Origin of the sequence: Pseudorhodoplanes sinuspersici (assembly GCF_002119765.1) — a bacterium.
Taxonomy (GTDB): Bacteria; Pseudomonadota; Alphaproteobacteria; order Rhizobiales; family Xanthobacteraceae; genus Pseudorhodoplanes; species Pseudorhodoplanes sinuspersici.
The window spans coordinates 2,443,025-2,467,991 of the sequence record NZ_CP021112.1 but is presented as its reverse complement, the minus strand read 5'-3'; the positions used below and the strand labels follow the sequence as shown (position 1 = coordinate 2,467,991).

Genomic DNA, 24,967 nt, shown 5'->3' with positions numbered 1-24,967 from the left:
AGTCTGGATTCCCGCCGGAGCCTGTGCTCGGGCCGGCGAAGCCGGACCCGAGTGCGGGAATGAGCGGCTTCCAAGATTACCCGCCCGCCGCTTCGATCGTGTCCTCGAGATTGCGCAGGCCGACACGCGGGGCGCTGACCAGCACCGCCATATTGCCCGGCTTGTGCAGGTTCTTCCACATCAGCTGATGCGCCGTCGGGATCTTCTCCCACGGAAACACCTCGCCCATGCAGGGATCGATCCGCCGATCGAGCACGAATTGATTGGCGGAGCTGGCCTGTTTCAGATGCGCAAAGTGCGAGCCCTGAATGCGCTTCTGCCGCATCCACACATAGCGGGCATCGAAGGTGATGTTGAAACCCGATGTGCCGGCGCAGAACACCACCATGCCGCCGCGCTTCACCACGAGACACGACACCGGGAATGTCGCCTCACCCGGATGTTCGAACACGATATCGACGTCGCGCTTGCCGGTAATGTCCCAGATCGCCTTGCCGAACTTGCGGGCTTCCTTCACCCACTCATTGTATTCGGGCGTATTCACCGTGGGCATCTGGCCCCAGCATTTGAAATCCTTGCGGTTGATCACGCCCTTGGCGCCGAGGCCCAGAACATAATCGCGCTTGGTTTCGTCCGAGATCACGCCGATCGCATTGGCGCCCGACGCCGCGCAGAGCTGCACCCCGAACACGCCGAGGCCACCCGAAGCACCCCACACCAGCACATTGTCGCCGGGCTTGAGCGTATGCGGCGCATGGCCGAACAGCATGCGATAGGCGGTGGCCAGTGTCAGCGTGTAGCAGGCCGCTTCTTCCCAGGCGAGATGCGAGGGCTTGGGCATCAACTGACGCGATTGCACGCGGCAGAATTGTCCGAACGAACCGTCCGGCGTCTCGTAGCCCCAGATACGCTGCGACGGCGACAAGAGCGGATCGCCGCCGTTGCATTCCTCATCGTCGCCATCGTCCTGATTGCAATGGACGATGACTTCGTCGCCGACCTTCCAGCGCTTCACCTTGGCGCCAATGGCCCAGATCACGCCCGAGGCATCGGAGCCGGCGACATGGAAGGGATGCTTGTGCACATTGAAGGGCGAGATCGGCTGACCGAGCCCGGCCCAGACGCCGTTATAGTTCACGCCCGCCGCCATCACGAGCACCAGCACCTCGTCCTCGCCGATCGGCCAGGTCGGCACCACTTCGATCTGCATTGACTCTTCGGGAGGGCCGTGCCGCTCCTGACGAATGGCCCAGGCGTACATTTTCTCGGGGACATGCCCGAGCGGCGGGATTTCCCCGACCGAATAAAGATCCTTCACGGCCTTGAGTTTGGCGACGGCTGTCATCGCATTGGCCTCCGGCTAGTGGTCCAATTCTAACATTCGCATCCCTTCTCGGCAGGCTCTTTCGCGAATGTTAGAATCAAAGGACCACTAGCAAGTAACGGATTCTAGTGGAGCTTTGGATTTGACATTCGCTTGGCGAGCCCGCGGCTAGATGAGAGCGAATGTCAAATCCGCTCCACTAGACGCGCTGCGTCGGCAATTGTGACGCAGACCATGCTGCGCCGCAACGGACATCACGCGGACGGCGTTTGAAACTCTGAAACCGGGTTTGGGAACTCTGACCGGGGTGCGGCGAAATAACCGGCCTAAAGGCCGCGTCAGGATGTCGCGAACCGCCCGTTCTTAGGCCCTTTCTCAAGGTTTGCTGCCAACAAGGCTTGTTTCACCCGATTTCCGACGCGGCAAGAGACCCATGCTGAGGCCTATCGGCTTTCAATCCCTGGACGAGGCGATGCCGGTGCTTGCACGCGGCTTCCCGGCTGCGCCCAGATCCTTCTGGGAATCCGGCCTGGCGCGGCTCAAGCGATATGGTGCCACCGACTCCACGAAGCGGACCGGCTACCTGCTGCAGGCAGAGGGGAACGACGTCGGGGTCATCCTGGCCATTCCGAGCGCACGCGAACAGGACGGCCAGCGCTATCCCGTCGTCAATCTGTCGAGCTGGTACATCGATGAGCGTCATCGCTGGCGCGGGCCGCGCATGTTGCAGCAGGTCGTGTCCTGCGAAACGACGCTTTACACCGACCTGACACCGACCGAGCCGGTACGGGCGATGATCGGCCGTTTCGGTTTCCGCAACTGGACCGAAGGCACGCTGATTTTCATGTTGCCGTTCCAGGCTCTGAAACCGGCGCGAAAGGCCAATGTCGTCCCGTGGCACAAGCTGCCATCGGATGCATTCGCTCCTGCAATCCGGCGCATGCTGGACGATCACGCAGCGCTCGGCTGTACTCCTGCCGGCTTGTGGGATGGCGAGCGCTTGCATCCACTAATCTTTTCCAGAACACAGCGCCGCGGCGTGCCGATCGCGCGTCTTATCTACGCTGAAAGCCGCTCCCTGGTGAAAACGCATATGGGGGCCATTGCGCGCTTTCTGTTGCGCGAAAAATTCTTGTTGATGGCGATGAATGCGAATGCTCAAGAACGTGTCGCCGGCAGCTTTTTCACTGGGTGGCCGGCGCCCGCTTTCTTCAAAGGCAAGACGGCACCGCCGGAATGCGACCTTGCGTATTCCGAATTCGTCTTCCTGCAAATATGACCATCGCAATGACTGGAGCGAATATGCTGTCACCCGAAACGATCGATACGCGAGAGTTGCTCGCCGACTATCTGCGCCAGCGCTTCCCAGGCCTCGCCGGAGCACCGATCGATGAATCCAGGCTGCTGCTCGAGGGAGGATTGATCGATTCGCTCGGCATTCTCGATCTTGCAGCATTTCTCACCGAGCGGCTGGGGATCGACATTGCCGATGACGATTTCGAGCCGTCAAATTTCGAAACCTTCGGCAAGCTGATTGCCTTCGTGGAGCGCAAACGCTCGTGACGACCCCGCCCGTTCTCGTTCATCACCTGCTGGAGGCGGCCGATCGCGATGACGGCGGCCGCACCGCGCTTATAACGGCGCAGCGCAGCGTGACCTATGGCGAGTTTCGGGCATTGGTTCACCGATATGCAGCGGCCCTGCACCAGATGGGCTTGCAGCGCGGCGATCGCGTGTCGATCCTCTTGCCGAAATCGATCGAAGAATGCGCGGCGATCTTTGCGATCAGCCGGGCTGGCGGCGTGTTCGTGCCGATCAATCCGCTGCTTCGTCCGGCACAGGCCCGCCACATCATTGAGGATTGCGAAGCCGCCATCCTCATCACCAACGACGACCTTGCCGGCGCGCATGGCGAAACACTGAACGCACTTGCGACGCTCAAAGTGCTCCGCACGGACGGCATTCCGCAAGCGGACACACCGCTCCCGCCCTCCCCATGCATTGGCGAAGATCTTGCCGCCATCATGTACACGTCAGGTTCGACGGGCCGCCCGAAAGGCGTCATGCTCAGCCATCGCAACCTGATCGCCGGCACGCGCATCGTCCGCACCTATCTCGGCATCACCGGCGACGATCGCATCCTCTCGATTCTGCCGTTCAGTTTCGACTACGGCCTGAACCAGCTTCTCACCGCAGTCGAACAACGGGCGTCGCTGGTGCTGCTGACCTTCCGCTTCGGTGACGAGATCGTGCGCGCCATCCGCGATCACAACTGTACCGGTCTCGCCGGCGTGCCGACCATCTGGTCGATCCTGACACGTGCCGCGCCGTTGCTGGAAAAGACCAGCCTGCCGTCCTTGCGCTACATCACCAATTCGGGCGGCGCCGTGCCCTCCGCCACGACCGCCCGTCTGCGGCAATTGCTTCCCGACACGCGCATCGTCTGGATGTACGGCCTGACCGAAGCCTTCCGGTCGACCTATTTGCCGCCGGAGGAAATCGACCGCCGCCCCACATCGATCGGCAAGGCCATTCCGGAATGCGAAGTCTTTGTCGTCACCGCCGATGGCAAACGGGCAAAGCCGGGCGAACCCGGCATCCTCGTGCATCGCGGCCCGACCGTTTCACTTGGCTATTGGAAGCGGCCTGAGGACACGGCGCGCGTGCTGCGGCAAAACCCGCTGATCCCTGCCGAATGCGGCGGCGATATCGTCTGCTATTCCGGCGATCGCGTGGTCGAGGACGAGGACGGCTTTCTTTATTTCGTCGGCCGCGACGACGCGATGATCAAGTCGTCCGGCTATCGCATCAGCCCGACCGAGGTCGAGGAAGTGCTGATGGCCACCGGCCAGTTCCGGCAGATCGCCGTGATCGGCCTGCCCGACCCGCTGATCGGCCAGCGTGTGCATGCGGTCGCAGTGGCGCGAAACGGCGCCGTCGATGTCCCGGTGACGCTCAAGGCCGCATCGGAGAAACTTGCCACCTTCATGATGCCGCGCGACATCGAGCTTGTGTCCGAATTGCCGGTCACGCCGAATGGCAAGGTCGATTACAAGGCGCTGGTCGCGGAGCGGGCAGGCCATGCTGGCCACTGACAAGCACGCGGGCAAAGATCTCGCCGGTCAGCTCGTGAACGAGTATTTCTCGGTCAAAGATAACGATCTTGTTGTCGGCGGCCGAACGGTGCGATCGCTGGCTGAGGAATTCGGCACGCCGCTTTACATCTATGACGCCGCCATCATGCGGCGCTGTTTCGCGCAGCTCAAAGCAGCGCTGGCGGGCTTTGCCGAGATCTATTTCTCGATCAAGGCCAATCCGAACCCGGCTGTCGCCGCTCTCTTCGTCCAGCAAGGCGCCGGCATCGAAATCGCGTCCGCGGGCGAATACGAACGTGCAAGACGCGCCGGAGCAAAACCGCAGAACATCCTGTTTGCCGGACCGGGCAAGCGTGACGATGAGCTCGAACACGTCATCCGGGGCGGCATCGGCGAAATCCATCTCGAGAGTTTCGAGGAGATCGATCGCGTCGAAGCCATTGCCGCGCGTCATGGCAAGACCGTCGCAGTGGCGATCCGCATCAATCCCGTGGCATCGGCGCAAGGCGGCGCGATGCGCATGGGCGGCAAGCCATCGCCGTTCGGCTTCGATGAAGAACAGATTGGCGATGTTCTGGCAGCTCTCGCCGGCAAGACGCATCTCGACCTTGCCGGTCTGCATCTCTTTGCCGGTACGCAAATTCTCGAAGCTGAAACCCTGCTCACGCAATGGAAGCATGGCCTCGACCTGTCGGCACGCATCGCCCGCGACAGCGGCCGCACGCTTCGCAGCATCGATCTCGGCGGCGGCCTCGGCATTCCCTACTATGCCGGCGATCGTACACTCGACCTTGACGCCCTTCGGAAAGGGCTCCCCCCGCTCATCGCGATGAAGGCGGCCGACCCATTGCTGCAGGGCGCCCGCGTCATTGTCGAGCCGGGCCGCTATCTCGCGGGTCCGGGCGGGCTCTATGTCGCACGCGTTGTCGCCAGCAAGATGTCGCGCGGATCGCGCTTCATCGTCACCGACGGCGGCATGCATCATCACCTTGCCGCGTCCGGCAATCTCGGCCAGGTCATGAAACGCGATTATCCCATCGTCGCACCGGCGCGCATGACCGAGCCGCGCGCCGAAACCTGCAGCATCGTTGGCCCGCTCTGCACGCCGCTCGATACGCTCGCCCGCAAGGTCGACATGCCCAAGCTGCAGGCCGGCGACCTGATCGCGATTCTTCAATCAGGCGCTTATGGACTGTCCGCGAGCCCGGTCGACTTCCTGGGTCACCCCGCGCCGGCAGAAGTGCTTGTGGATGACGGCAAGGCCAGCGTCATTCGCGAACGCGAGAATTTTGCACCGGCAGACTGACGTCCACCCGCAATTTTCCCTGCAAACAAGCCGTTGCACGCACCCCGCGATCAGATATGCTGCGACGCAATATCGGCGCTGTCTGTCGGCTTTACCGCCTGTCCCCGATCGTGCGGTGAAACTGACTTGCGGTTCCGCCCGCGTTACGATGCTTCCGCTGCAAACTGAACAAGTCGCGGGGGCGGGGCTTAGCAGCGGCTCCTGCGCAACGGGGAGACGAAGATGGGTATTGAGAGCATTATCGTGTGGCTGATCGTCGGCGCCATCGCCGGTTGGCTCGCGGGCCTTATCGTCACGGGTTACGGCTTCGGTCTGATCGGCAATATCGTCGTCGGCATCGTCGGCGCCTTCATCGCCGGCTGGCTGCTGCCCCGGCTTGGCATCGCGATCGGGACCGGCTTTATCGCTGCCATCATCAACGCGGTGATCGGCGCCGTGATCCTGCTCGTGATCATCGGCTTGATCAAACGTTAGATAAATTCCGGTTCGGAGATCGAATGGTCGACAAGAAGAACGACACACCGAAACGGGACAAGCCCTGGATCTTCCGGACCTATGCCGGACATTCGACCGCGGAAAAGTCGAATGCGCTGTACCGGCAGAATTTATCCAGGGGTCAGACGGGCCTGTCCATCGCCTTCGATCTCCCCACCCAGACCGGCTACGATTCCGATCATCCGCTGGCGGCGGGTGAAGTCGGAAAAGTCGGCGTTCCGATCTCGCACCTCGGCGACATGAGGACGCTGCTCGCGGATATTCCGCTCGCGAGCATGAATACTTCTATGACCATTAACGCGCCGGCGGCGTGGCTGTTGTCGCTCTATATCGCGGTGGCCGACGAAACCGGCGCGCCGCGCGACAAACTCACCGGCACCACCCAAAACGACATTATCAAGGAGTACTTATCGCGCGGTACTTATGTATTCCCGCCCGGCCCGTCGATGCGTCTGATCAAGGACACGATCCTGTTCACGACGCAGGAGATGCCGAAATGGAATCCGATGAACGTCTGCTCCTACCATCTGCAGGAAGCGGGCGCCACGCCGGTACAAGAGCTTGCGTATGCTTTGGCCACCGCGATCGCGATCCTCGATATGGTGCGCGAATCCGGCGAAGTGCCGGAGGGTGGCATGGGCGAAGTGGTCGGCCGCATCTCGTTCTTTGTGAATGCCGGGATGCGATTCATCACCGAAATGTGCAAGATGCGCGCCTTCGTTGAGATGTGGGATGAAATCACAGCGGAGCGCTACGGCATCAGCGATCCGAAGCAACGCCTCTTCCGCTACGGCGTCCAAGTCAACTCGCTCGGCCTCACCGAGCCGCAGCCGGAAAACAACGTCTACCGCATCTTCCTCGAAATGCTGGCAGTGACGCTGTCAAAAAAGGCGCGCGCCCGCGCGGTGCAACTGCCGGCCTGGAATGAAGCGCTGGGCCTGCCGCGCCCGTTCGATCAGCAATGGTCGCTGCGCGCACAGCAGATCCTCGCCTATGAATCGGATCTGCTCGACTATGCCGACATCTTCGATGGTTCGATCGAGATCACGAAAAAAGTCGAGGAGCTGAAACGCGCCGCCAAGGAAGAACTGGCCACCATCGAGCGGCTGGGCGGCGCGGTCGCCGCGGTCGAGATGGGCTACATGAAACAGCAGCTCGTCGAGAGCAACACCAAGCGGCTGGAAGCGATCGAAGCCGGCGACAGCGTCGTCGTCGGCGTCAACAAATTCGTCGAGAGCGAAGCCTCGCCACTCACCGGCGGCGTCGATGCCATCCTCACCGTGCCGCATGAGGTCGAAGCCGAACAGATCGCGCGGCTGAATGCGTGGCGTGCGGCGCGCGATGCCGGCGCCGTCGAAACCGCGCTGAAGGAATTGCGTGCTGCGGCCACAGAAGGCCGCAATGTCATGCCGGCCTCGATCACCTGCGCCAAGGCCGGCGTCACCACCGGCGAATGGGGAGCCATCTTCCGCGAGGTGTTCGGCGAATATCGCGCACCGACCGGCGTGCCGAAAGCCGCGCGTCAGGTCGGTGGCGAACAGCTCGAACCAGTTCGCGCCGAGGTTGAACGCGTGTCGCAGAAGATCGGTCGCCGCGTGAAATTCCTGGTCGGCAAACCCGGTCTCGATGGCCATTCCAACGGCGCCGAACAGATTGCGGTTCGCGCACGCGATGTGGGCATGGACGTGATCTATGGCGGCATCCGTTTCACGCCGGCTGAGATCGTCAAGACCGCGAAGGATGAAGGCGTCGACGTGATCGGGCTGTCGATCTTATCCGGCAGTCATGTGCCGCTGGTGCGCGACGTGATGGATCGCATGCGCGCTGAAGGACTCGACGATATACCGGTCGTGGTCGGCGGCATCGTGCCGCCGGAAGACGAGCTGACGCTCAAGCAAACTGGCGTCACCGCCGTCTACACGCCGAAGGATTTTCAGATCAATCAGATCATGACCGACGTTGTTCGGATCGTGGAGCGGACGAACGGCAACTGAACCTTCCTGCCTCAATCCGCTTGCCCTTATTTTTGCCTTTGACCTTCCTGCAGGGCCTTCAAAGAGTCCCGGCATTGCGGCGTCAACGAACTGGCGTTTTCGAGCATGCATTGACGAATGCGGCCGCCACCGCGCTGCACGTTTGCGCAGAATCGCTGATAGTCTTCCCGGCACGCATCGCGCAGCGTGCCTGTCTTCGTTTGTGCGAGAACCGGCGACGGCATCATTGACGATGCAACAAGAATAGCCGTGGCGAATGCCATCCATTGAAAGCGCTGCCAAGTCACGACGGTACATGGCGTCTCGGTCATGGTTTTCATCTCTCCTGTATCTCAGATCTGATGGAACTGCAGACGGGCTTGGGCGACGATCGCTCGACTCATCGCATTGCGATGCCACCGACAAGCCTGCGACGCCCTTCTGCCGACATCTTCGCCACCGCATCGATAAAGGTCTCAGCCACCAGGTCGCCGATCTTCTGACGCTTCTCGCGCGTGTCGGACATCGCGCTCCGCAGGGCGTCGATGTCGAGGTTGTCCTGTCTGATAAGCCGGACGGGCCTTACCAGGGCCAACACATAGTTTTCGCGTGCTGTTGCAAGTTTATTCTGCTTGTCGCGATAGACGCGCCAGAGAATATCCGCATCGGACGGCGGAAGCCTGCTGGCCACACGTTCGATGATCCGCGTCCCAGCAAGCGCTTCGAAGGGCCGCTCCGCCTTCATCCACACCGTCGCAATATAGCCCGCCATGACGGCATTCAGGCAAAGTGACGCGAGCAGCAAACCGTTGCGCCGGTTTATCACAAACCATTTTGAACTCATTGTGCGCTCCAGAATGACACCGAGCCACCGTCAAGAAAAAAATCAATCGTGGCCTCGGGCTTGTCGGCATAACGGTCAGGCGGAATGGCAACTGCGAGCGAAACGCCGACCAATGCCGAACAGGCAAGACTTGCTGGCACCCACCAACGCGGCAGCCAATCCTGCCACCGCGCCCGACGCTCGGCCGCGACGCGCTGCATCACCGCGAAAGCGACATCAGCGGGTCGATCGGGCCTGATGTCGGGCTTGATTGACAGCAGCTGATCGAAGCTCATGGCTTCGTCCAGAATGGCTTTTCCCTCGTCAGTGAGCGCAAACCGCCGGGCTGCACCCTGTTGAGGTCGTGGCCAACGTGAGATATCGGCACCCCACGTTTGAACCAGCATCAGAAATTCTTGCCTCGTCATGCGTAGCTCCGGCGCCCCTGCCCGATTTGTTCAACATGTTGCTTGAGAGCCATCCGTGCACGCGTCAGGAGCGACTCGAATGCCTTTTCGGTCAGCCCCATCGCCTGAGCGGCATCTTTCCCGCTCAGGCCCTCCATATGGAACAGCGCAATCGCAGCACGCTGCCGACCCGTCAGCAGGCTTAGAGCGTTGGTGAGCATCATCTGCTGCTCCTGTTCGATCATCCGGTCAACCGCAGCGATACCGGGCGCATGGGCATCCGACGCGTCCTCAATCGGCCGGTGAATAGGCTTTCTCGCCTGATCAAAGGCGAGATTGAGCACGATGCGATAAAACCAGGTCGTAAAACGGGCTGTCGCCGGATCGAATGATGCCGCGTGTTTCCAGACGCGCATGAAAGCCTCCTGCCCGATATCGTCGGCGTCTGCAGCACTGCTCACAATGCGCTGCGCCACACGCAACGCTCGCGGCATATGCCTTTCCATGAGGACGCGGAGCGCACGCTGGTCGCGCGCTGCGACCAGCACGACAAGAGTCTCATCCGGCTCCGTGTCCATCATGAACTTTGTCTATGTCCGGCCGGTCGGTATTTGCCGATACGGCCCAACCGCCATCTTGCTTCGCCAACCACGCACGCCGAGATCAACAAACCCGCCAGCGGCCATTGATCCAGCAGCGACGAGGCGGAGCATAGACTGGTGGCGCAACATAGACAGGCGCCACATAAACACGTGGCGGATGATAAACCGGTGGTCTGTAACATCCCGGATAGACACCCCAACCACGCCAACCATAGCGCCAGCACGCGACCTTTTGTACGATCGGTCTCTCCCCGATCGCTGTGCGGAGCTCTCCCAAAGGAGCCGGTGACATCGCAAATGCAAGCGAGGGAATAGTCTGCACCATGATCGCCGTCAGAGCCGGAAAAAGCCAACGCATTCAGATCCTCCTACCAGTCCAACTCACAGCGGCGGAAAAGGCGGCGGCCGCCGTGATATCTGGAACTGATACGGAGGAGCCGCGAACATCCTTCGGTGCTCTTACGAGATTATTTTGCGTCCCCACGACCGCACCTGGATTTCAGATGCTGCGGCCTTGCGAAGTCGAGGAGAGGTCCGGCGTCGTCGCGAAGTCGCCGCTCCACTCTTGACAGAATTCCTATAGGACTATATACCTTCTGCGTCTCGCTCAGGTGAGGGGCGCCGTCCGGAGGCGTTCTGAATGGCGGAGCGGGATGCAGCGCCTGCGGGCGGGCTTCGCAAGCTCGCACTCGGGCGGCACCGGGGCTCCGCCCGAGGCCACTAAGAGCCTCTGCCAGGAGCTGGCTGACACGGAAGGGACGTGCGCGGGAGGCGTTTGAGCCCGCGACAAAACATCCGGCGTAAAGCGCGGCCCGGTGGCCGCATAATCGCTGCCGACGATGCGCCGGGAGGCGGCTGCACGGTGAAAGCCGCGCAGCATCACAAGGACTGACCTGCGCTTGCCGGCGCATCGTCGTCCCTCACTTTTATAAGGCCGCGCGCATTCGCGCCGCGGCGACGATGACGCGTGGCTGTTTGAAAACTTGAATCGGGTTCTGTTTCGATCCTCCCCTGGAGGGGGAGGGTGAAGTCGTGCGTACGGGGCAGGTGAAAACTCACGTCGCCACCGGTGCCACCTGCACCGTCAGCGTGAACGTACTGCCCTGTCCGGGCTTGCTGGTGACGGTGAGATCGCCATCCATCGCTTTCGCCAACCGCCTCACCAGAACGAGACCGAGACCCGTTCCGCCAAAGCGGCGCGAGATGTCCTCATTGGCCTGCGCGAAGGGACGAAACAGCTTTTTGATCTCGGCCGGTGTCATGCCGATGCCGCTGTCGGAAACAGCAAACGTCAGTTGCACGCGATTGCGAGGCGCAAGCTTTGCGGTGACGTTGAATGAGACTTGGCCGCGCGCGGTGAACTTCACCGCGTTATCGGCGATATTTTCGAGCGCCGCGCGCAACCGCACCGGGTCGCCCTTCGCCGTTTCCGGAAGGTCCTCGGCAATCGACACACCGGCCGAAAGCCCGCTCACGTCCGTGCGCGCGACAAGCGACGCCGCGACGTCTTCGGCGAGTTCTCGCGGCGAAAACACCTCTTTGCGCAGGACAAGCCCGGTCGCATCGGCTTTCACGGCATCGAGCACGATCGATGTCGACAGCGAAAGGTGTTCTGCCGACCGCTTGATGGCGTTGGCCCAGCCGCGCTCGCGCTCGGGGAGATCGGATGCTGCGAGCAGTTCGGACAGCGCCAGTACGCCGGTCAGCGGCGTGCGAATGTCATGAGCGAGCGCGGCCAGCGCATTTTCGATCTGACGGCGTTCAGACCGGACACGCGACGGTGTGCGCGGCGCACTGGGGCTCCGCTTCGCCATTTTCCGTTTTGGTCGCTTCGCCACCATGATTCGAAGCAAGTCTGCCACGCGCCCATGACCGGGACCATTCACCCTGACGCCAAACCCACCATCTTTCGAATGTCCGCCGGTGTCCGCCCCTCGGCTCGAAGCGCCCGAAGCGCTGTGGCACGGCTGGATTTCGATAATTTCCGGCCTTCGTCATCCAATATCAGCCGGTGATGCCGATAGGCCGGCACAGGAAGATCCAGCAGCGCCTGCAACAGCCGGTGCACACTGGTCGACCAGAACAGATCCTGCCCGCGCACCACCTGCGTCACGCCCTGTAATGCATCGTCGATGACAACCGACAAATGATAGCTGGTCGGCACGTCTTTGCGCGCCAAGGTCACATCACCCCAGGCCTGCACAGCGATGCTGCCGGTTTCACCGGTCGGGCCCCCGCCTGTTTCGCTCCATGACGGCGCACCGACGCGGGCGATGGCGGAGGCCATGTCGAGCCGCAGCGCATAAGGCTCACCCGCCTGGACCCGCGCCTCCCGCTCCGCATCGCTCATCGCATTGCGGTTTCCAGGATAGAGAGGCGCCCCGTCCGGATCGCATGGCCAATCCTGCGCATTGCTTTGCTGCGCTATCATGCGCGCTATTTCGCCGCGGCTCTCGAAGGTTGGATAGATCAGTCCCAAAGAACGCAGTTTTTCCAGCGCATCACGATAGGCGTCAAAATGCTCCGATTGCCGCCGCACCGGTTTTTCCCAATCGATGCCAAGCCAGGCAAGGTCTTCATAAATGGCCTGCTCGTATTCAGGCCGGCATCGCGACCGGTCGATATCTTCGATCCGCAGCAGCAGGCGTCCGCCGCCGGCGCGCGCTAGGTCGGCATTCAGCAGTGCCGAGAATGCATGGCCGAGATGCAGATAGCCGTTTGGTGACGGCGCAAAACGGAAAACGGGTGGACGCATTTGAATTACTGTCTTAGCCGCGCAATCGGTTTCACCCTCTCCCCTTGCGGGAGAGGGTGGCGAGCATCAAAGATGCGAGCCCGGTGAGGGGTAGCTTTATGAAAGTCTTGCTGCAACAAACCCCTCACCCGGTTCCTCGCTTTGCTCGGAACCGCCCTCTCCCGCAAGGGGAGAGGGTGACGGAGTATGCCGCACGCCGATGACCCACTTCCTCCACTCCCAATCCGACCTGGCCGACGCACTGGCACAACTGATCGTGGCAGACCCAGGCCTCGCCCCCATGCTGGAGAAGACCGGCGAGCCGGCCCTACGCCGGGGTGAGCCCGGCTTTTCAGGCCTCGCCCGCATCATCTGCGGACAGCAATTGTCGACGGCCAGCGCCGGCGCGATCTGGGCGCGTCTGAAGGAGGCCTTCGACCCTTTTCACCATGACGCTTTGCGACGCGCACGGGCGGACAGGCTCGGCCGTCTCGGATTGTCGGCGGCGAAGATCAAATCGATCAAGGCGATCGCGACCGAAATCGCCAAGGGCAATCTCGACCTCGATCACATCGCGCAGAGCGACGCCGACACGGCACATCAAATGCTGATCGCGATGCACGGCATCGGTCCGTGGACGGCCGATATCTATCTCCTATTCTGTCTCGGCCATGCCGATGCCTGGCCAGCCGGCGATCTCGCCTTGCAGGAATCCGCGCGCATCGCCTTCAATCTCAAGGCGCGGCCGACGACGAAAGAAATGATCACGATCGGCGATGCCTGGCGGCCGTTTCGCGGAGTGGCCGCGCATCTGCTATGGGCTCACTATCACGTCGTGAAACGGCGCGAGGGTGCTCCAGTGCCCGACAAACCATCGCCGGCAAAGAAGCAAATCCAGGCCGTTGCATCGGCCGAGAAATCTTCGAATAAGAAATCGACGAACAAAAAATCCAATCCGAAAAAGAAAGTGACACGCAATGGCCGAACTGAGCGGACCAAGTCTTGAGCCGAAATCCGGCAAGGCCAAGCGTCTCGTTGTTTTCCTGCATGGTTATGGCGCCGACGGCAACGACCTGATCGATATCGGCCGTGCGTGGCAGCCGATGCTGCCCGACACCGCATTCGTCTCTCCCCATGCGCCGGAGCCCTGCGGACAGGCGCCCGTCGGACGCCAATGGTTCGGCCTTACATTCCGCGATCCGGACGAGCGCTGGCTGGGTGTGAACAAGGCCGCGCCGGCGCTGAACGATTATATCGACAAGGAACTGGCGCGCCGGCAATTGCCGCCGAGCGCGTTGGCGCTGGTCGGCTTCAGCCAGGGCACGATGATGTCGCTGCATGCGGGGCTGCGCCGCGCCACGCCGCCGGCGGCCATCGTTGGCTATTCCGGCATGTTCATCATGCCCAATGACGGCCCGCCGGAGACCGTCCAGGGTGAGATTGTGTCCCGTCCGCCGGTGTTACTGATCCACGGCGATTCCGACGAACTGATCCCGGTCCAGGCTCTGTTTCACGGATCGTCGGCGTTGTCGGCGCTGGACGTGCCGGTCGAATGGCACATTTCGTCCGGTGTGGGGCACGGAATTGACCAGGAAGGCCTGCGCCACGGCGGCGAATTTCTGGCCCGGCGATTCGGCCTCTAGGAGCGCTTGGAAAGCAGGCGGGATGAGCCGGACTAGCTCAAAGGCCCGATATTCCTGCGTTTTTACGCATATGCGGTAAGCGCCCGGCCTGCCTTCACATTCTCGTCACGCTCCCCTATCATGAGTACCTTATCCCGGTGCTTGAAAGGAGCGCCATCGCTTGAACGTCCACGTTTCTTCCGGCGGCTTTCCGGCTCTGGTTTTAAACGCCGACTTCCGCCCTTTGAGCTATTACCCGCTGTCGCTGTGGTCCTGGCAGGACGCGATCAAGGCGGTGTTTCTGGAACGTGTGAATATCGTCGCCAATTACGATCACGCTGTCCGGTCGCCCAGCTTCGAGATGAAGCTCCCGAGCGTGGTATCGCTTAAAACTTTCGTCAAACCTTCCTCGCATCCGGCATTCACGCGCTTCAACGTATTCCTGCGCGACAAATTCATTTGCCAATATTGCGGTTCGGACGATGACCTGACCTTCGACCATCTGGTCCCGCGCTCGCGCGGCGGCCAGACCACATGGGGCAATGTCGTTGCCGCCTGTTCGCCCTGCAATCTGCGCAAGGGCAGCCTGACGATGGCGGAAGCGCATATGTTTCCCTCGCAGATGCCGTTCCAGCCCAGCGTACAGCATCTGCATCGTAACGGCCGGCTGTTCCCGCCGAATTATCTGCACGATAGCTGGATGGATTATTTGTACTGGGACACAGAACTGGAGCCGTAAGACACGCGCGCTTCTTGTGGCGGGACTCATAAGCGCGTCGTTTGGCTCGAAAGAAGTTCTATCCATCACGCGAGTTCGTCAAAGCATGGCTTGTGACAAGCCGCCGGTGCTTTTCAATCCCGCATGGCGCCCTCTGCTCTGCCGACCTCGGATTGTCGTCCCGGCCATTCCGGCATCAAAAAGAGCTGGTGACTTCCTCATTCGGGACCCGGACATAGATCCGGACGATGGTCTGCGTGTTGCGGTTCTTGTGCGGAAGATGCGCACCGGGATAGCATGACAAGCAAAGAGTCATAGAGACTTCATCAGGGCGTCATGCATATCGCTGTCGTTGGAAATGGTATTGTTGGCACCGCATGTGCCGCCTGGCTGCAGCGCGACGGTCACCGCATCACCTTCATCGATCCAAAGGAGCCGGGTGAGGCCACCTCATTTGGCAATGCCGGCTCCCTATCGCCCTCGGCCTGCCTTCCGGTTGGCATGCCCGGAATGTGGAAAAAGGTGCCGGGCTGGCTGCTCGACCCACTCGGGCCGCTCACGATTCGCTGGTCCTATGCGCCATTTGCTGCGCCCTGGCTGTTGCGTTTCATGCGCCACACCTCACCAGCCGAAGTGACGCGAATTGCGGCGGCGCTGCGCGGTTTGCTGGCGCCGATCTTTGAATGCTACGAGCCGCTTTTGCAGCGTGCCAATGCAACCGGCCTCGTCCGTCACAGCGGCTGCCTCTACGTCTACTCGAGTGCCGAGACCGCGCGTCAATGGCAATGGGGGATGGCGCTTCGGCGCAACCTCGGCGTCGAATTGCGCGATGTCGATCAGGACGAACTCGAGACGCTTGAGCCGGATCTGAAAGGGCGCTTTCGCTTCGGCATTCTGGCGCCTGATAATGGCTCGACGCTCGACCCGTCCGCTTTGACCAAAGCCCTGTTCGCGCAATGCATCAAGGATGGTGCAACATTCGAGCGTCAACATGTCAAAGCTGTGCAGCGAACACGCGACCGCGTTACCGGCCTTGTTCTGGACGACGGCAAGACGCTCGGTTGCGAAGGCGTGGTGCTCGCGAGTGGCGCCTGGTCCGGAGCAGTCGCCACGCAGCTTGGCGCGCGCGTGCCGCTGGAGACGCAACGTGGTTACCACGTGACCGTGCGCAGCAATAATCTCCAGTTGAAGCACACCGTTATGGCCGTTGAACATAATATGATGGTGAACCCCATGCGCATGGGGCTTCGCCTCGCTGGCTCGGTGGAATTCGCCGGCCTTCACGCCGCTCCCAATTTCGCGCGGGCAAAAGGACTGCTGCAGAAAGGGCGCGAAATGTTTCCGCATCTCGACACCAGCGATACGACGGAATGGATGGGTCATCGCCCCTGCATGCCGGACAGTCTGCCTGTCATCGATCGCGCCCCGCAGATTGAAAATGCCTGGCTGGCCTTCGGCCATGGTCACATTGGCATGTGCGGCGCGCCGAGCACGGGACGGGAGATTGCAAATCTCGTGGCCGGCCGATCGCCGCAAATCGATCTTGCGCCCTTCGCTGCGAACCGCTTCGGACACATGAACTGATGCGGCGCCTGTCCTCTCCCGTCGATCAAGCAGCAGACGATATCACAACAAATGAAGCCGTTGCAGGATGGGATATCGCCATCGATGTGGGTGGAACATTCGTCGATTTCGTTGCCAAGCCACCGAAAGGTGAGGATCGCTGGCGCACTGCAAAGCGATTGCGGGATTCGGCCGATACGGCCGAATCCATTGCGACTAGCCTCCTCAGCTTTTTGCGTGAGGAAGGAATTGCTCCTCATCACATCGCCCGGTTGCGCCACGGAACCACTATCGCGACGAACGCCCTCCTAGAACTCCGCGAGCCGCCGGTTGCGCTGGTGACCACCGCAGGCTTTGCCGACGTCCTGACGCTCGGCCGGCAGAATCGCCGGGATATCAATCAGCCTTTTCCTCAGCCACCGGTTCCTCCTGACATTTGTCCGGAAGAGCTGCGGTTCGAATTGCCAGAGCGCGTTGACTCGCGCGGAAATATCGTGGTGCCGCTTCATTCCGCAGCACTTGAGCAACTGGCCGATCAGATCGCGGCGCGCCTTGGTTCGCAAGAAATGCCGGCCATCGCGATCTGCCTTCTGTTTGCGCCGCTGAACCCCACGCATGAGCTGGCTGTCGCATCTGCATTGAGAGCACGTTGGCCGAACGCTCATCTTTCTCTGTCGCATCAGGTCGACCCGCGACTGCGCGAATTCGAACGCAGCCTTGCAACGGTCCTTGACGCCTATATCCGGCCAACGGTCTCCGGCTATCTTCGAAGCCTCGACCAGTCTCTTGCAAGGCAAAGCTTGCCCGCACCCTGGATCATGCGATCGGTCGGAGGTCTTGCTCCTTCCGCAAAATGCGCAGCAGCACCGTCAACGCTCGCCATGTCGGGTCCTGCCGCAGCGGCGCAGGCCATCCGAGAGAACGTGGTGCGCAATGCCTTGGCCACCCGGCCGGCTATCGGCCTCGATATCGGCGGGACAACGGCCGACATTTGCCTCGTCGCCGAGGGCGCAGTGCTGACATCCAATGAATTGACGCTCGGCCGACTGGATGTGCGCGTGCCGTCCGCGGATGTGACGTCAGTGGCTGTTGGCGGCGGATCGATCCTTCAAATGGTTGGCGGATTGCTCCGTGTCGGACCACACTCCGCCGGAAGTTCGCCCGGACCAGCCTGTTTCGGGCGTGGAGGTCATACACCGACCTTGACCGATGCCTCTCTGCTCGCGGGTTTGCTGCCGGCAAAGCTGGGCGCCAATCTGATGCTCGATCGTCAGCTTGCGCTGGATGCGATGGTGGGCGGGCTCGGCATCAACAGGCAGGATGCTCCGGCCGTTGCGTTCGGTGCGGTGAAGGTGGCCGAGGCCATGATGGCAGAGGCAGTCCGGCGCAAGGCGCTGTCGCGCGGGATCGATCCGCGCGACGCTGTCCTGGTCGCGGCAGGTGGCGGCGGTGCGCTCCACGCCGCCGAGATTGCGGATCGCGTCGGATGCCGGACAGTGATCGTACCGCGCGCTTCCGGCGTTCTTGCGGCTGGCGGCCTCATGCATGTCGGGCTTTGCGAGCAAACAGAGCGGCCGATTGACATGCCACTTGAGCAGACGTCGATCAGTGTTCTGGCGGAGCTCGCCGCCGAAGACACCGCTTCCTTGCGCCAGACCTTGATGCAGTGGTCGGGCGGCCATTGTGCAGCAACGGTGCATCATGAACTCGACATTTGTTACCAAGGGCAAGGTCACAGCCTGACTATCGCTTTCGTGAGCGAAAGCGATGACGCAACCACCCTTACAGCAAGATTCGATGCATTGCATGAGCGCGTGCGCGGCCATGCCTTCGAAACGAAGCGGCGCATTCTCGCATTGCGGAGCATTGCAACACTGTCTTTCGGCGACGAAGCTGGCCTGCAATTTGATGCAACCAGAAACGGCACGCTGCACCATCCGGCTCAACAAAGACTTGTTGCAACCGATCCGCCAGCATCATGCCCGATCTGGGAGCGTGCATCGCTGCCAATCGGTGCGCGGTTGTCCGGTCCGGCGCTGATCGATGCGATCGACACCACGGTTTGGCTGCCGCCGGATTGGACGTGCGAGATATTGCCGAACGCTGCCTTGTTGCTCACCGCCACGGATCCTGCGCCATGAACGACCGTGATGCGATCCGCACGGCGGCTGCGCACGAAATCTTCCGCATCGCACTGGAAGGCCTCGCCGACCGCATGCAGGATTCCTTGCTCCGGGCGGCATGTTCAGTCGTGGCGCGCGAGGGGATGGATTGCGCCGCCGCGCTATTCTTGCCGGACGGTCGGGTCCTCGCCCAGGCCAGTTCACTGCCGCTGCTGCTCGGTGGCATGATCCCTGCAGTGCGTGGGCTCCTCGACGTATTCCCGGCCGATTCCATGCAAGAAGGCGACGGATTTCTGCAGAACGACCCATGGTCCGGCGGCACGCATCTGCCGGATATCATTGTCGTTCGTCCCGTCCGGACTCATGATCGTACCGTGGCTCTCGCGGCGACCATTCTTCACCATCAGGACGTCGGCGGCTTGGCGGCAGGGTCCGTTCCGCCCGACGCCCGCGAAATATTCCAGGAGGGCTTGCGCATCCCGCCGGTGCATTGGCGGCGACGCGGTAAGGAAGATGCAAACGTTGCGGCTATTCTCGCCGCCAACAGCCGCACGCCCGATCTGCTGCGCGGCGATCTGGGTGCGCAATGGGCAGCCGTCTCTCTGGGTGCACGTGAGATTGGCACTTTGCTCAGGTCAATGGGTCCCGCCGCATTCGCGCAAGCGAGCGAAACTTTGCTCGAACATGCAAGCCAGATGACAGCAGCGGCATTAAGCCGGTTGCGGGACGATGTCGTCGTTGTGGACGATGCGCTCGATGGCGACGGATTGAGCGAAGAGCCTGTGCCCTTGCGCGTCACGCTTCGCAAAAGCGGCGGCAAGGAACAGCCACGGCTCGAAATCGACTTTGCTGGCTCGTCACCGCAGACAATCGGCCCGGTCAATGCCGCGCCGTCCGGTCTCGTCGCTGCGGCCTTCGCGGTGATGCGCCATCTTGCACCGGAGGCGCCACCGAACCACGGCATGCTCGCTCATGTCACGTTGAAACTGCCGGAAGGCAGCGTGGTCAATCCGCGCTTCCCCGCGGCTGTCAACGCGCGCACCGCGACGGTGAAGCTGGCATGCAATGCCATGCTCACGGCAATGTCGCGCCTGGCCGAAGCAGATGCAGCCAATGCGTCGAACGGCGCTGTCGCGGTTGTCCTGTCGGCTGGCGGCAAGGACGCTGCGGGGCGCGACTGGTTCTTCACCGAGATCATCGCAAGCGGTGCGGGTGGCGGCCCCGCGGGGCCGGGCGTGTCAGGAATTTCCACCGATGTCAGCAACGCGCGCAATCTGCCTGCAGAGGTGCTGGAGACCGCAGCACCGGTCCGCGTCGAAGCGGTGATGCGCCGCAGGGGTTCAGGTGGTGCCGGACTCCATGCGGGCGGTGATGGCATCCATCGCGCCTATCGACTGCTGGAAGGCAGCGCGATGGTGTCCTATCGCGGCGAACGGCATACGCGCGGTGCGTCCGGTGCGCAGGGTGGCGGCGATGGCGCTCCGTCTGCAGCCTGGATCGAGCGCAGTTCCGGAAAAATCGAGGTGCTCGCATCCAAATCACGTTTTGTCTGGAATGCCGGCGATCTGCTCGTCATCGAAACGGCAGGCGGAGGCGGCTGGCAATCACCCTCTTCCTCTCTTGTACAAGGATCTCCGACATGCTGACGCGTCGCCAAGCATTGATGACCGGTTTGTCCAGCCTGGCGCTGGCAACGAGCCACGTGACAACACAAGCGCAGACTCAGGCTTGGCCCTCGCAGAACATCAGACTCGTTGTGCCTTTTGCTGCCGGAGGCAGCACGGATGTGCTCGCCCGGCAGCTTGCGGAGGGATTGAGAACACGTCTCGGCCAGCCCGTCGTCGTGGAGAATCGCGGTGGCGCCGGCGGCACCATCGGTTCGGATTACGTCGCCAAATCCGCACCGGACGGATATACGCTGCTCATGGGCGTAACCGGAACGCATGGCGTCGCCCCGAGTCTTTTTCCGAACTTGTCTTATCAGCCGCAGCGGGACTTCGCGGCAGTATCGCTGGTGGTGACAGCGCCACTGGTTCTGGTGGTGCATCCCTCCGTGTCGGCGAAAACCCTCGCCGAATTCATCGCCCTCGCCAAGGCGCACCCCAACACCCTGACCTATGGCACACCGGGCAACGGCACCTCGATGCATTTGACCGGTGTCATGTTTGACCTCAAGGCAGATACAAAGCTCGTTCACGTGCCCTATCGCGGATCGGCGCTGGCGCTTACCGACCTCATGGCGGGGCAGATCAAGGCGATGTTCGGAGATCTGCTGGTGGTCCTGCCTCAGATCCGTGCGGGTACGATCCGCGCCATCGCTGTCACGTCAAAGAGTCGCAATCCGCTTCTCCCCGATGTCCCGACCATCGATGAAGCCGGGCTGCCGGGCTTTGAAGTGCTGTCCTGGCAAGGCCTGTTTGCTCCGGCTGGTACGCCGCCGGCCATCGTTGAACGATTGAGCCAGGAGGTCCGCAGCGTGATGGAAAGCAATGACGTGAAGACCTTTTTCGCTTCGCAAGGCTTTCAGGTCAGCGGCAGCACACCGGGGGAATTCCAAGCGTTCGTCACATCCGAAGTGGCGCGATGGGCCGACATCGTCAAGGCGGGCAACGTCCGGCCCGGATAAGCATCGCGGCACGTTGATGTCGTCAGCTCACCCTCGCCGCTCAGCCGAAAAGTTTTGGCAATTGGCTCCGCCAGCAGTGCGATGAACCCTCACACCGCTGGCGAACGTTTATCGAGCCTCAGACCAAGGCCGGCCAGGGGCACACGGCGAACAGCGGTCTTGCCCTCGGTCCGCAGCTCCACGACGGGAAGACTGATCACCGCGCGCAGCCCCGAGCCGGTGTTGCTGAGGATCACATCGCCGCCGTGATGGCGCACGATATTGCGCGCGATCGACAAGCCAAGACCTATGCCGCCGGTCTCGCGATTGCGGGAATTCTCGAGCCGGAAGAACGGTGCGAACACGCTGTCCATGGTCTCGATCGGGATTCCCGGTCCGTCGTCCTCGACGACGATTTCGATGGAAGTGGGGCGCGATGCCACGCTGACGCGTGCGCGTTCGCCATAGCGCACGGCATTCTCCACCAGATTGCGCACCGCGCGTTTGAGCGCATCCGCGCGGCAGCGATAGCCGATTTTGGGCGAGTCTAGGAATGAGACGTGGTAGCCGAGTTCGACCAGGTCATCGCACAGGCTCTCCACCAGTGCCGACAGATTCACATTGCGGGTTTCCTCGGCAATCGCCTGCTCGCGTGAGAATGCGAGCGTGGCCTCTGTCATGCTCTTCAATTCGTCCAGCGTGCTCAACATTTTTTCGCGGGTCTCATCGTCCGAGACGAATTCGGCACGCAGCCGCAGCGAGGTAATCGGGGTGCGCAGATCATGCCCGATTGCCGCCAGCATACGGGTGCGATCCGCGACGAAGCGCTGCAGCCGCGCCTGCATCAGGTTGAAAGCCTCGGCGGTCTGGCGAATTTCGGTGGGCCCGCGCTCCGGCAGCGGCTGCAGCGTTTCACCCCGGCCCAGCGCCTCGGCGGCGACCGCCAGCCGCCGCATTGGGCGGGTCATGTTCCGTGCGATAAAGGCGGCGCAGATCGACAGGATGACCGCTGTTACCGCGAGCGAGATGATCGATTGCGAGGTCAACAGGGGGTTGACCATCTTTTTGGCGAAGGCGGTGCTGAGCCACGAGCCGTCCTTGAGCTGGACAGCCAAGCCCATGCCGCTTGAGTCATCAAGATAGAGGAATTTGGCCGGCCGGGACAACGGCCAGGCATGGGCCGGCAGGTCCGTCCAGGGGCGCAAATTTGTAGTCTCGACGCTCGTCACCCCAGCCGTTGTTGCAACGACCGGCGTGACGGCACGTCGTTCTTCGGCCACCGGGTTGGCAAGGCTGGCCACGCTCGGCAACGGATCGGCAAGGCGAAGCTTGGCTTCTTCGCGCCAGCGCGACGCATCGGAGGGAAAATCGCGGGACACCCAGAACCGCGAATAGCCCGTGTCGCTTGCGCGCAGAATATCGTTCCGCGACGCCGGCGGCGTCGATTCGAGCACCTGAGCCACCGTCGCAGACCGACTCAGGAATTCGGCCTTCATGGCGCGATAGAGAGCCTGTCCGCGTTCATCCGCGAACAGCAGGAAGCTGATGCCCTGCGACAGCGCCAGGGCCAGCAACATGATGGCGACAAAGCGCGTGGTCAGGCTGCGATTCCACAACCGTATCATTGCGCTGGCACCTCGGCTGAAAAGCTGTAGCCGCCGCCCCAATGGGTCTTGATCAGAGCGGGCGATTTGGGATCGGCTTCGATCTTCTTGCGCAACCGGCTGACCTGGTTGTCGATGGCGCGATCGAATGGCTCGGAGTTTCGCCCGACCGTCAGGTCGAGCAATTGGTCGCGGCTGAGCACGAGGCCGGCATGGTCGAGGAAGACGCTCAGCAGCCGGAACTCGGCCGTGCTGAGCGGTACAACAAGGCCATCCTGGTCGGTCAGTTCACGGCGTCCGACATTCAACGACCAGCGGTCGAAGCGCACTTCCTTCGCCTTGATCTGCCCGCGCTGCGGCGGCAGGCTTTGCACCCGGCGTAGCACCGCCTTGATGCGGGCCAGCAACTCACGCGGATTGAACGGCTTGGTGAGGTAGTCGTCAGCGCCGAGTTCCAGGCCGACGATGCGGTCGGTCTCTTCCGCCATGGCGGTGAGCATGATCACCGGCAAACTTGTCGATTCCCGCAAGTAACGGCAGAGCGACAGCCCATCCTCTCCCGGCATCATGATATCGAGCACGACAAGATCGATAGCATTGCGCTCGACAAGACGCCTGCATGCCGCCGCATTCTCGGCAAGGCTCGTGCGATAGCCATGGCGGTCAAGATACTTGCCGACCAGATCGCGAATGTCGCGGTGGTCGTCAACAACGGCGATATGCGGCACCGGGTTCATGGAAGCTCTCCATAAGTCCTTATACTCTCAAACAATTCGGCCTGCTGGGGAAAATTGTATCAAAGCGTGTCAGCGGCGCCCCGCGCGACGAGCCAAGACATTCGCCGTCCCGCACCGCGATATCTCTGCGACAAAAGCCGATTAGCTTTCGATCATCCACAGACGATCGATGGATCGCTCAGAAAAATGGAGATGAAATGACCACATATCGTTCCACCAGCCTCGCTGTTTACGCTGCGAAGTTCACGTTTTTTGTCGCATCATTGGCTTTTGGCGCTTCCGCCGCACAGGGCCAAGTTATCGACAATTTTCACGGCAACACCCCTGCAACTGCTCAGGCCTATCGCTCAGCGCCGACGATAACGATCGAAGCGCGCGGCGCGCAGGCTCGAGCTGTCGATCGTGGCGCACGGAAGGCGCGTGCTCAAGTCAGGAGCAATCAATCACGGAATGCCCAGCCTCAGCCAGCCGGAACCCTAGCCGGTAGCTATTACATCGATCAGGATCCGGACATCAACGTGCGCATGCTGGTGCAGAAAGACTTCGCCCATCAGTAATGCTCAACGAAGCCTGACTTAAAATTTTACGAAAAATGAAAAAGGCCGACATGCGAATGTCGGCCTTTTTCGCGCGGCCGTTTGGGAGTGAGTGGATAAGCGCTACAAACGCATCTTTCCTACCGGTCTATCGAAACGTCGGCAGCCATACGATTGACCAATGTTCTGCAGCCACCGACTGCTATGCGGATCTCATCACCTGCCTTCAAAAATTCGCCGCGTGGCAGACCAACGCCGGCTGGCGTTCCGGTCGCAATGACGTCGCGCCGATCCTGTCGGACCTTCGTCTGGGAACAGTTCTGCCAATCTACGACTCTGCCGCTGGACGTATCTTTCTCGCTTATCAAGAGCGGGAGAGATCCAAATCAGTTCTAAAGTTTGAACTTTAGCAAATGGAAGATCAGAAAACCCTCAGAAAAGGACATCCAATCAATCATCGACAAGGTTCGCAGGGACGGATTTTCCTGGATCGACGGACAAGTCTTCCATAGCTTCCGCGCGCTCGCGGCCCCGATTTGCGATCCGCAAGGCAAGCTCCGCGCCGCGATGTCGCTCGTTAGCAACCAATCTTCGCTTGTCAAATTCCCCAACAGCACCTCGATGATCTCATCGAAACCGCGAAGCGAACGTCGCAGCGACTAGGATGGTCGGGATAATCAGCCCCCCGCGAAGGGTTTTC

24 protein-coding genes are annotated in these 24,967 nt (G+C 61.5%); 15 read left to right on the top strand and 9 right to left on the bottom strand.

Annotated elements, in window-relative coordinates; all coding sequences use genetic code 11:
- Positions 1 to 76: 76 nt before the first annotated feature.
- The gene (gene ccrA, locus CAK95_RS11905; protein ID WP_086088119.1) at positions 77 to 1,345 is read right to left on the bottom strand and encodes a crotonyl-CoA carboxylase/reductase; all 1,269 of its coding nucleotides are present in this window, start codon (positions 1,343 to 1,345) and stop codon (positions 77 to 79) included.
- 412 nt (positions 1,346 to 1,757) lie between these two features.
- Between ccrA and CAK95_RS11900 the strand changes: the two genes are divergently transcribed.
- The 6 genes from CAK95_RS11900 to CAK95_RS11875 all read left to right on the top strand — a co-directional run bounded on the left by CAK95_RS11900 (position 1,758) and on the right by CAK95_RS11875 (position 8,214).
- Positions 1,758 to 2,603, top strand: a complete 846-nt coding sequence (locus tag CAK95_RS11900) for a hypothetical protein (RefSeq protein WP_086088118.1) — start codon at positions 1,758 to 1,760, stop codon at positions 2,601 to 2,603.
- Between the two features lie 23 nt (positions 2,604 to 2,626).
- The gene (locus tag CAK95_RS11895) at positions 2,627 to 2,887 is read left to right on the top strand and encodes an acyl carrier protein (protein ID WP_086091357.1); all 261 of its coding nucleotides are present in this window, start codon (positions 2,627 to 2,629) and stop codon (positions 2,885 to 2,887) included.
- On the top strand, positions 2,884 to 4,419 hold the full coding sequence (locus tag CAK95_RS11890; protein WP_086088117.1) for an AMP-binding protein: 1,536 nt from the start codon (positions 2,884 to 2,886) through the stop codon (positions 4,417 to 4,419). The genes CAK95_RS11895 and CAK95_RS11890 overlap by 4 nt, the downstream gene beginning before the upstream one ends.
- Positions 4,406 to 5,725, top strand: a complete 1,320-nt coding sequence (gene lysA, locus CAK95_RS11885) for a diaminopimelate decarboxylase (protein WP_245303722.1) — start codon at positions 4,406 to 4,408, stop codon at positions 5,723 to 5,725. The genes CAK95_RS11890 and lysA overlap by 14 nt, the downstream gene beginning before the upstream one ends.
- Positions 5,726 to 5,947: 222 nt before the next feature.
- Complete coding sequence (locus CAK95_RS11880; protein ID WP_086088115.1) at positions 5,948 to 6,199, top strand: GlsB/YeaQ/YmgE family stress response membrane protein; 252 nt, start codon at positions 5,948 to 5,950, stop codon at positions 6,197 to 6,199.
- Positions 6,200 to 6,222: 23 nt separating this feature from the next.
- The gene (locus CAK95_RS11875; protein ID WP_086088114.1) at positions 6,223 to 8,214 is read left to right on the top strand and encodes a protein meaA; all 1,992 of its coding nucleotides are present in this window, start codon (positions 6,223 to 6,225) and stop codon (positions 8,212 to 8,214) included.
- Between the two features lie 26 nt (positions 8,215 to 8,240).
- Here CAK95_RS11875 and CAK95_RS11870 read toward each other — a convergent pair whose 3' ends face one another.
- The 6 genes from CAK95_RS11870 to gluQRS form a co-directional block, all read right to left on the bottom strand.
- Entirely contained in the window at positions 8,241 to 8,525 is a 285-nt protein-coding gene (locus CAK95_RS11870; RefSeq protein ID WP_157699602.1) for a cysteine rich repeat-containing protein, read from the bottom strand.
- 68 nt (positions 8,526 to 8,593) lie between these two features.
- Entirely contained in the window at positions 8,594 to 9,037 is a 444-nt protein-coding gene (locus CAK95_RS11865; protein WP_086088112.1) for a periplasmic heavy metal sensor, read from the bottom strand.
- Positions 9,034 to 9,444, bottom strand: a complete 411-nt coding sequence (locus CAK95_RS11860) for a hypothetical protein (protein ID WP_086088111.1) — start codon at positions 9,442 to 9,444, stop codon at positions 9,034 to 9,036. The genes CAK95_RS11865 and CAK95_RS11860 overlap by 4 nt, the downstream gene beginning before the upstream one ends.
- Positions 9,441 to 10,001 (bottom strand): RNA polymerase sigma factor, encoded by a 561-nt coding sequence (locus CAK95_RS11855; protein WP_245303841.1) that lies wholly within the window; start codon positions 9,999 to 10,001, stop codon positions 9,441 to 9,443. Before CAK95_RS11855 ends, CAK95_RS11860 begins: the two co-directional genes overlap by 4 nt.
- Before the next feature lie 1,079 nt (positions 10,002 to 11,080).
- Complete coding sequence (locus CAK95_RS11840) at positions 11,081 to 11,839, bottom strand: sensor histidine kinase (protein ID WP_183044246.1); 759 nt, start codon at positions 11,837 to 11,839, stop codon at positions 11,081 to 11,083.
- 68 nt (positions 11,840 to 11,907) lie between these two features.
- Positions 11,908 to 12,780 carry a tRNA glutamyl-Q(34) synthetase GluQRS gene (gene gluQRS, locus CAK95_RS11835; RefSeq protein ID WP_086088106.1) on the bottom strand — a complete coding sequence of 291 codons (873 nt, stop codon included), beginning with the start codon at positions 12,778 to 12,780 and terminating at the stop codon, positions 11,908 to 11,910.
- A gap of 199 nt (positions 12,781 to 12,979) precedes the next feature.
- Between gluQRS and CAK95_RS11830 the strand changes: the two genes are divergently transcribed.
- The 7 genes from CAK95_RS11830 (at position 12,980) to CAK95_RS11800 (ending at position 21,411) form a co-directional block, all read left to right on the top strand.
- Complete coding sequence (locus tag CAK95_RS11830) at positions 12,980 to 13,765, top strand: DNA-3-methyladenine glycosylase family protein (RefSeq protein ID WP_086088105.1); 786 nt, start codon at positions 12,980 to 12,982, stop codon at positions 13,763 to 13,765.
- Positions 13,737 to 14,402 carry an alpha/beta hydrolase gene (locus CAK95_RS11825; RefSeq protein ID WP_086088104.1) on the top strand — a complete coding sequence of 222 codons (666 nt, stop codon included), beginning with the start codon at positions 13,737 to 13,739 and terminating at the stop codon, positions 14,400 to 14,402. The genes CAK95_RS11830 and CAK95_RS11825 overlap by 29 nt, the downstream gene beginning before the upstream one ends.
- A 160-nt stretch (positions 14,403 to 14,562) precedes the next feature.
- Positions 14,563 to 15,120 carry an HNH endonuclease gene (locus CAK95_RS11820; protein WP_086088103.1) on the top strand — a complete coding sequence of 186 codons (558 nt, stop codon included), beginning with the start codon at positions 14,563 to 14,565 and terminating at the stop codon, positions 15,118 to 15,120.
- Positions 15,121 to 15,435: 315 nt separating this feature from the next.
- A complete protein-coding gene (locus CAK95_RS11815; RefSeq protein ID WP_086088102.1) occupies positions 15,436 to 16,683 on the top strand; it encodes an NAD(P)/FAD-dependent oxidoreductase in 1,248 nt (415 codons plus the stop codon).
- The gene (locus CAK95_RS11810) at positions 16,683 to 18,803 is read left to right on the top strand and encodes a hydantoinase/oxoprolinase family protein (protein ID WP_086088101.1); all 2,121 of its coding nucleotides are present in this window, start codon (positions 16,683 to 16,685) and stop codon (positions 18,801 to 18,803) included. The genes CAK95_RS11815 and CAK95_RS11810 overlap by 1 nt, the downstream gene beginning before the upstream one ends.
- Positions 18,800 to 20,431, top strand: coding sequence for a hydantoinase B/oxoprolinase family protein (locus CAK95_RS11805; protein ID WP_086088100.1), 1,632 nt, complete (start codon positions 18,800 to 18,802; stop codon positions 20,429 to 20,431). The genes CAK95_RS11810 and CAK95_RS11805 overlap by 4 nt, the downstream gene beginning before the upstream one ends.
- Positions 20,425 to 21,411, top strand: a complete 987-nt coding sequence (locus tag CAK95_RS11800) for a Bug family tripartite tricarboxylate transporter substrate binding protein (protein WP_086088099.1) — start codon at positions 20,425 to 20,427, stop codon at positions 21,409 to 21,411. Before CAK95_RS11805 ends, CAK95_RS11800 begins: the two co-directional genes overlap by 7 nt.
- Positions 21,412 to 21,500: 89 nt before the next feature.
- On the opposite strand, the gene CAK95_RS11795 is transcribed toward CAK95_RS11800, so the two are convergent.
- Positions 21,501 to 23,015, bottom strand: a complete 1,515-nt coding sequence (locus CAK95_RS11795; RefSeq protein ID WP_086088098.1) for an ATP-binding protein — start codon at positions 23,013 to 23,015, stop codon at positions 21,501 to 21,503.
- Positions 23,012 to 23,731: a response regulator gene (locus CAK95_RS11790; RefSeq protein WP_086088097.1), complete on the bottom strand. Its 720-nt coding sequence runs from the start codon at positions 23,729 to 23,731 to the stop codon at positions 23,012 to 23,014. Before CAK95_RS11790 ends, CAK95_RS11795 begins: the two co-directional genes overlap by 4 nt.
- A gap of 197 nt (positions 23,732 to 23,928) precedes the next feature.
- Between CAK95_RS11790 and CAK95_RS11785 the strand changes: the two genes are divergently transcribed.
- Both CAK95_RS11785 and CAK95_RS30465 read left to right on the top strand, forming a co-directional pair.
- The gene (locus tag CAK95_RS11785; protein ID WP_086088096.1) at positions 23,929 to 24,288 is read left to right on the top strand and encodes a hypothetical protein; all 360 of its coding nucleotides are present in this window, start codon (positions 23,929 to 23,931) and stop codon (positions 24,286 to 24,288) included.
- A gap of 35 nt (positions 24,289 to 24,323) precedes the next feature.
- Positions 24,324 to 24,677 (top strand): IclR family transcriptional regulator domain-containing protein, encoded by a 354-nt coding sequence (locus CAK95_RS30465; RefSeq protein WP_086088095.1) that lies wholly within the window; start codon positions 24,324 to 24,326, stop codon positions 24,675 to 24,677.
- Positions 24,678 to 24,967 lie beyond the last annotated feature (290 nt).